Here is a 6872-nt window from a genome sequence, read left to right on the forward strand (position 1 = left end):
CAAGACCTAATATCTTACAAGTGAGACTTTCTGACGAAGAACTAGAAAAACTAAAACGGTATGCTCAACAAAAACAAATTTCTGCTGCCGAAGTTGTCAGGGATTGGATTAAAAAGTTAAAGTAATCAAGCCGCCCTCCGCGACCCTAAAGGGCGGGGTTTTCAACCCAAATTTTCGATAAATCGGCCTCTTCTAGGTTAGCTCCCCGCATCGCGGCAGCTGCGAAAACTCCTCCGCGCAAATCCTGATGGGAAAAATCCCGATCTTGCAGCTGGGCAAAACTATAGTTAATCGTTTTATCTTGGGCCAAAGCCACCGGACGGGCTGCAAAAAGTATCCAAAGAATCGCCAGCAAAATAATTAAAACCAGACTGAAAAAATTTTTCAACATTGTTACTGTTGAGCGTCGAAAAACTGGGCTACATCATCACCCACCCGAATAGTTAGGTCTGAGTCTAAAGCGCCAGTGGAGGATGATTCTACTTTACCGATTCCCAATTGATTTTTCAAGAGGTTAGCGGAATGAATATCACCTTTTTGAGCAATAATTGCCGTGGTTTCTAGCTTTTGGGAGGAGTCGTCGCTAATATAAACATTTGTATAGCCCTGTTTGGCCAGATAATTGCGAGTACGACGGGCTAAACCTTTGGTATGGGTGGCATTTTGAATGGCAATCCGCAGACTATAAACGGAGGTTTCTCCCTGGGAATAGTTATCGGTAAAATTATTAGCCACAATGGTTCTAATTTCGCGACGGTTCAAAATCCAATAACTGCGACCATCGTATTCCTCGAGGCTATTAAACCGGCCGGGGAGTAGGATCATTCTCAAGTCATCCCGTTTAATTTCCCGGCCAAAATTAGCGATAGCCAGCATTTCCTCGACGGATAAATTCGTATCGATATATTGTTGTAAAACCTGTACTGCTTTCGGGAGACTGGGGAGAATTGTCGGACTAAAAATCTTTTGTTGTAGTGCTTTTAATAAAATTTGTTGTCTTTGTACGCGACCGATATCGCCGTATTGCTGGTTACGAAAACGGGCAAATTGTTCGGCTTGGTCGCCGTTGAGATTTTGCCAACCCTCTTGTAAATCAATTTCTAATTTTTGGGTGACATCTTTATGATACATTCGTTCGGGTACATAAACCTCTACACCCCCGACTAAATCGACTAATTCCTTAAAGGCATCGGTAGTCACCCGGACATAGCGATCTACGGTGACATCCCCTAAAGTATTACTGACCACTTCCGCCGCTAGAGTTGGTCCACCGTGAACATTGGCATCGTTAATTTTAGTGAAACCGTGGCCGGGGATTCTGACGCGGCTATCGCGAGGGATAGACAACATTCTCACGGTTTTATCGCTAGGATCGAAGCGCACTAGGAGCATGGTATCGCTGCGACCTTTAAATACATCGTCGCCGTTTTTGGCATCTAAAACTCGATCGATGCCCATAACTAAAATATTAACAGGACGAGAAAGCTGCTGGTTAATTAAGCTATTCCAAGCTTGGGCCTCAAGGATGTCTGTTTGGGTGGGAAAAGTCGTTTTTTGGAAGATAGCCCCAATTGGCGCCGGTAAGGGACTAATTAAAGCGACGGCAGCCCCAACAGTGGCGGAAACTAGGGCTGTAAAACTGAGGGTTATTCCCCAAAATAGGCCCTTTTGCAGGGGAGATGCTTTTTTTAAACCGGACATGACCGAACTGACCACCGTGAGGGTATTTTCTGAGTTTTGGCTGTATTCCTGCTTTTCAAACCGCCCCGAAACATTGGCCATAAACTAACCTCAACATCTGATTAAAAGCTTACTTTAGGATGTGACTGCTGATCCATAGAATCTATCTCTAGCGCAAAAGTTCCAAATCTTGGTCACTCCCCTCTCGCCGGCTATTGTAACATATTGTTAAGGAACTGGCTATCATAGACCTCTTGTAAAAACCCAAAATTGTTGTTAGGGTTAGGAGTCAGTAGTCAGAAGAATTGAGAATGAATAACAAGCGATTAAATAGTCTATTTCCAGATTTTAGTCCATTTCATCATTATTTTTGCGGTTTTTGAACCAGCAAAAGTTAATTATGCAAGGGGTTTAATAATTTTTCAGGGATTCAGTTCGGTTATAGATTAAGCTGCCCGCACATTTGAATTGGTTGTTGAGATAAGGCAAGAGGTAACAGGCAAGAGTTAACAGCAAAGGGATTGGGGGAGATTGAGTTAATCTAAGGATAGGCGGTTAAAATGCGTCTTAGATTATCTTTGTGGCCAAGAATTAAGAGAGGTGGAAACTTGAAGATGACAGAACTAAGGTTATTCTCCTTATTTATTTTATCATTAAATCCTCGATTTTATACCTTGGCTTTTGGCTAGTTGGGCAGTTTTTTCTGTCAATAAATTCTGATCTATTTTTTATGAAAATCATCTCTCTTACCCCATCATTCACCCAGGAATATCTCTGTATAAAAGACTTAAATCTCTACAATTCTCCCAGTTGTCAAGAGTTAGCGACCCAAGCACAACAGGGAAGACAATTAAAATTTATTTCCCTAGAAATTACCGAAAAAGGGCTACAAATTCAGCTAAGGGAAGATAATTATTTAGCTTGGTTATGCGGAGAAGATTTAGATGCAATTGCGGTGGCCACCACAGCTTATCAAAAAATTCCTTTAAGTCGTTCGGACATAGAAAAATATATTCCTGAGATTATCACTTTTACTCAGGAAGCAAGGAACCGTACCAATCATTATCTCTGGGGTGGAACCCTTGCACCTAATTACGATTGTTCAGGATTAATCCAGGCTGCTTTTGCCACTTTTAGCATTTGGTTGCCGAGGGATTCCTATCAACAGGAGGCTTTTTGTCAAAAAATAAACCGAGAGGAATTACTCCCAGGAGATTTAATTTTTTTTGGTGATAAAAGAGTTAATCATGTGGCGTTATATCTAGGGAATAATCAATATATCCACAGTTCAGGAAAAGAAACAGGTAACAATGGTATCGCTATCAATCTACTTACTGATGATAGGGATAGCGTCAGTCGTCATTATTATCAAAAATTATGGAGTTTCGGTCGAGTTATGCACAATTAATCAGTTATCAGGGAAATGGGGAAATTTCAACTAAAACCCTAAAACCCCAACCCCTAACCCCCAACCCCTAACCCCCAACCCCTAACTCCTCACTCTCCCCCATAGGTAATTATGTCAGAAAACATCTCCCTAAGCGGTCTATCAATTCGTCGTCACATAGGAGTATTGATGTTAACTATAGCAGTTATCATCATCGGTCTTTTTTTTCTAAATCGTTTACAAGTAGATTTGCTTCCTTCTATCACTTATCCCCGCATTAGTTTAAGGATGAATGTCCCTGGAGTTTCCCCGGAAGTTATTCTCGAAGAAGTAACTAAACCCCTAGAAGAAGGAATGAGTGCCACCGAGGGAGTAGTGCAAGTTTATTCAGAAACTCGCGAGGGAAGGATGCGAGTAGATTTATTTTTTCAACCGGGGGGAGACTTAAATGTCGCTTTAAATGAAGCTACCGAAAGTTTTAATCGTGTCAGACAAAATTTACCCGATATTATTGAGGAACCGCGCTTAAATAAATTTGAACCCTCTCGTTTACCCGTCTATGAATTCGCTCTCGTTTCTGATACCCTCCCCCTAAAAGATTTAAGATTATTTGCCGATGAAGAATTAGGGAGAGAATTAGGATTTGTGGGAGGAGTGGCAGTGGTGGACGTGATTGGGGGAGTTAGAGAAGAAATTCAAGTTAATATTGACCTGCAGCGATTACAATCTTTAGGAGTGGGATTAAATCAGGTTTTAGACACCCTAAAAAGACGCAATCAGGACATCTCTGGGGGCCGACTACAGGGAGAAACCGGGGAACCTTTAACCCGTGCGGTGGGGAAATTTAAAAACGTAGCGGATATCCAAGATTTAGCGCTGACCGATAGTAATAATCCCGAAGAAAAAATCTATCTGCGGGATGTGGCCAGAGTTATCGATGGGACAGAAGAACAAAGAATTTTTGTCACCCTAAATGGAAAAAATGCCGTGCGGGTTAGCGTCCAAAAACAACCGAATGCGAACACGATTGCTGTGGTAGAAGGGGTCAAAAAACGCATTACAGAATTAAAAAAATCTGGGTTAATTCCAGAGGGGATGCAAGTCGTCCCCACTACCGATGAGTCTGTATTTATCCAAAACGCGGTTAATAACGTGGTTTCTTCGGGACTAGCGGGGACAATTTTAGCAGGATTGACTGTATTCGTCTTTCTCGGTTCTCTGCGACAGACTTTTATCATTACCCTAGCGATTCCTCTTTCTACCCTCGTCGCAATTATCTGTATGAAGTTATTCGGGTTATCGATAAATGTGTTTAGTTTGGGAGGATTGGCCCTAGGGGTGGGTATCGTGGTGGATAATTCCATTGTCATGCTGGAAAATATTGCCCTCAAAGTTAATCAAAACCAAAATAAGCGAGATTTTTTAGAAATTGCCCGTAATAGCAGCCAAGAGGTAGAATCTGCTTTATTGGCCTCCACTGCGACTAATCTCGTCTCTATCCTGCCATTTTTACTACTGGGTGGTTTTATTTCCCTGCTGTTTAACGAGATTATCCTCACTATCAGTTTTGCTGTGGCCGCTTCTCTCCTCTGTGCGTTAACCGTTGTTCCCATGTTGGCCAGTCGTTTGTTAAATATGCGGGTTTCTAGTGGTATCCATCGGTTTTGGCTCTTAAGAGTCTTTAGTCAACGTCTAGAAGGTTTAACCATTCTCTACGGTCGTTTTTTAGCTAAAATCATCCTCTACAGAATACCTGTTATCCTGCTGGCCTTTTTAATTTTAGGGGGAAGTAGTTTTTATCTCTGGCAATATATCCCCCAAGAAGTCTTTAGTCGTATTCAAACTGGACAGGTGAACGTTTTTGCCCAATTTCCCCCCGGTACCAATTTAAATACTAACCGTCAGGTGATGCGGGAAGTAGAAAAGATTTTATTATCACAACCGGAAACTGAGTATGTTTTTACTACCAGTGGCGGTTCTCTTTTTGGCACAACTACCAATGAAAATATTTTGCGCGCTTCTAGTACGATTAATCTCAAAAAAGGCACTAATACAGAAGCATATATCGAACGCATGAGCAAAGCACTAGAGCAATTAAACCTCGTTAACGTGCGTTTGCGTCTCACCCCTGGTCAAGTGCGCGGTATTATTCTTAATAACTCTCCCTCCGTCGGTGCTGATGTGGATGTGATGTTACAGGGACGCGATGGGAAAACTCTAGAGCAAGCTGGTGAAGAAATCCTCAGTATTCTCGATGAAAAAGTCCCTAGTGCGCGTTTTCGTGCCGATGCTGACCCCAGACAACCAGAAATCCAGATTAAACCCGATTGGACGCGCTTAAATAGTTTGGGATTGAGTACCCTGGAAGTGGGACAAACGCTACGGACCGCTATTCAAGGATCGATACCCACCCAACTGCAACGGGGAGATAGATTAATCGATATCCGGGTGCAATTGGACCCCAACTTGCGGCAAAAAATTAGTGAACTATCACAAATACCTATTTTTGTCAATAGGCAAGAAGACTTAAAATTAGCAGATATAGCCCGGATTGAAGCGGGAAAAACCCCCGGGGTCATCCAGAGAATCAATCAGCGTCAAGTTTTTATTATTATCGGCAGTTTAGTCGAGGGTGCGAAATTAAGTGACGCACTCGTGGGGGTACAATCGGTTTTAAATTCCACTCCCTTACCCGATGGTATCAGCATTTTACCCAGTGCTGCCGCCACGTCTAATCAAGAAATTCAGGGTTCTTTGGGTTTATTAGCGGGTTTATCGGTATTTTTAGTCTTTGTGGTCATGGCCGTGCAGTATAACTCGCTCATAGACCCTTTGGTGATTATGTTAACCGTTCCTTTAGCCCTAGCGGGCGGAATTTTTGGACTATATTTGACCAAAACCCCGATTAATGCCATTGTCATCGTCGGGGTGGTTTTATTGGTGGGCATTGTGGTTAATAACGGGATTATTATGGTGGAATTAGCCAATCAATTGCGGCAAGAATTCGGTTTTACTCGACTACAAGCCATTTTAAAGGCCGCTCCCCAACGTTTACGACCAATTTTAATGACTACCGTGACCACGGTTTTAGGTTTATTTCCCCTCGCTTTAGGATTGGGAGAGGGGGGAGAATTTCTGCAACCTTTAGGAATTGTCGTTTTTTCGGGTTTGTCTTTAGCAACGCTGTTAACTCTGTTTATTATTCCCTGTTTTTACGTTTTATTCTCTAGAAAATAATCCCCTTCCACAGTGGGGTGTGGGGAAGTGGGGAAGTGGGGAAGTGGGGAAGTGGGGAAGTGGGGAAGTGGGGAAGTAGGGAAGTAGGGAAGTGGGGGAATTTCAACTAAAACCCTAACACCCCCCGCAACGCGCACGCAGTGACCACCCTAACACCCCAACACCCTATCACCCTATCTCCCGACTCCTGACTTCTGACTTCTAACCCAATGTTGGCTAAAGATAAGCAAAAATTATTTATTGACTCCAAAAACTTGAGAATATTTAAATTAACATTTCGCAATATTTATAAATTCTTAAGAATTAATTGAGAAAGATTTTTATTTAACAACGATGTTGCAGTGGTAACAGCGATTTGATAGAATTTCATAGTCGGTTACTATGTGCTTTTTTGGGCAGCAACGGTTGAAACCCTTGCCACACCTAGAAGGTAATCCTGATTAAGACGGGTAAATTAGTCAATTTCACCCACAACGATGATCTTTTTTTTGTGTAGTTTTATTGCAAAAAAAAAGTTTTTTTGACAAAAAGTACAAAGTATGAGTTTTGACATCCTCACCGCCGTAAA

General features: G+C 42.2%; 3 protein-coding genes and 1 pseudogene. 2 read left to right on the forward strand and 2 right to left on the reverse strand.

Features of this window, described 5'->3' with window-relative positions:
- Window positions 1–175 precede the first annotated feature (175 nt).
- Together IM322_RS04985 and IM322_RS04990 are read right to left on the reverse strand one after the other, a co-directional pair.
- Window positions 176–391, reverse strand: a pseudogene (locus IM322_RS04985) (pentapeptide repeat-containing protein); the annotation flags it as partial.
- Between the two features lie 2 nt (window positions 392–393).
- Window positions 394–1782: an LCP family protein gene (locus IM322_RS04990; RefSeq protein WP_287672697.1), complete on the reverse strand. Its 1389-nt coding sequence runs from the start codon at window positions 1780–1782 to the stop codon at window positions 394–396.
- Window positions 1783–2410: 628 nt separating this feature from the next.
- Here IM322_RS04990 and IM322_RS04995 point away from each other — a divergent pair.
- Both IM322_RS04995 and IM322_RS05000 read left to right on the forward strand, forming a co-directional pair.
- On the forward strand, window positions 2411–3088 hold the full coding sequence (locus IM322_RS04995; RefSeq protein ID WP_287672699.1) for a C40 family peptidase: 678 nt from the start codon (window positions 2411–2413) through the stop codon (window positions 3086–3088).
- 111 nt (window positions 3089–3199) lie between these two features.
- Window positions 3200–6304, forward strand: coding sequence for an efflux RND transporter permease subunit (locus tag IM322_RS05000; protein ID WP_287672701.1), 3105 nt, complete (start codon window positions 3200–3202; stop codon window positions 6302–6304).
- Window positions 6305–6872: the final 568 nt, after the last annotated feature.

Origin of the sequence: Microcystis sp. M109S1, from assembly GCF_020247025.1 — a bacterium.
Lineage (GTDB): Bacteria > Cyanobacteriota > Cyanobacteriia > Cyanobacteriales > Microcystaceae > Microcystis.